The sequence below is a fragment of the Thermococcus sp. LS2 genome (assembly GCF_012027375.1).
Lineage (GTDB): Archaea > Methanobacteriota_B > Thermococci > Thermococcales > Thermococcaceae > Thermococcus_B.
This window is the reverse complement of record NZ_SNUI01000039.1, coordinates 1-255: the sequence shown is the minus strand read 5'-3', so window position 1 is coordinate 255 and position 255 is coordinate 1. Positions and strand designations below refer to the sequence as shown.

Here is a 255-nt window from a genome sequence, read left to right as displayed (position 1 = left end):
GCTTTTAGGAGAAAGAAAAGGCGATGTATTTGTCTTCATAAAGATTGAGCCAACGAAAAGGAAGCAGGTTTACGATGCAATAAAGAAGCTTAAAGTTAAGAGGGTTTACAGAGTCACAGGAGACATTTACTTAATTGTTGAGGCGGATAAGACCAGACTCGATGAAATCCTTGAGCAGATTGCTTCACTAGATGGTGTGAAAGAGACAATCACTCACGTCGTTCTTGAAACTCTCTGAGCTTTTTATCTATAATT

Annotated in this window: 1 protein-coding gene; it reads left to right on the top strand. The window is 38.4% G+C overall.

Going from position 1 to position 255, the window contains the following annotated elements:
• Positions 1 to 238 (top strand): Lrp/AsnC ligand binding domain-containing protein (locus E3E24_RS12610; RefSeq protein WP_167916130.1); only part of this gene is annotated, 238 nt, incomplete at its 5' end.
• Positions 239 to 255 lie beyond the last annotated feature (17 nt).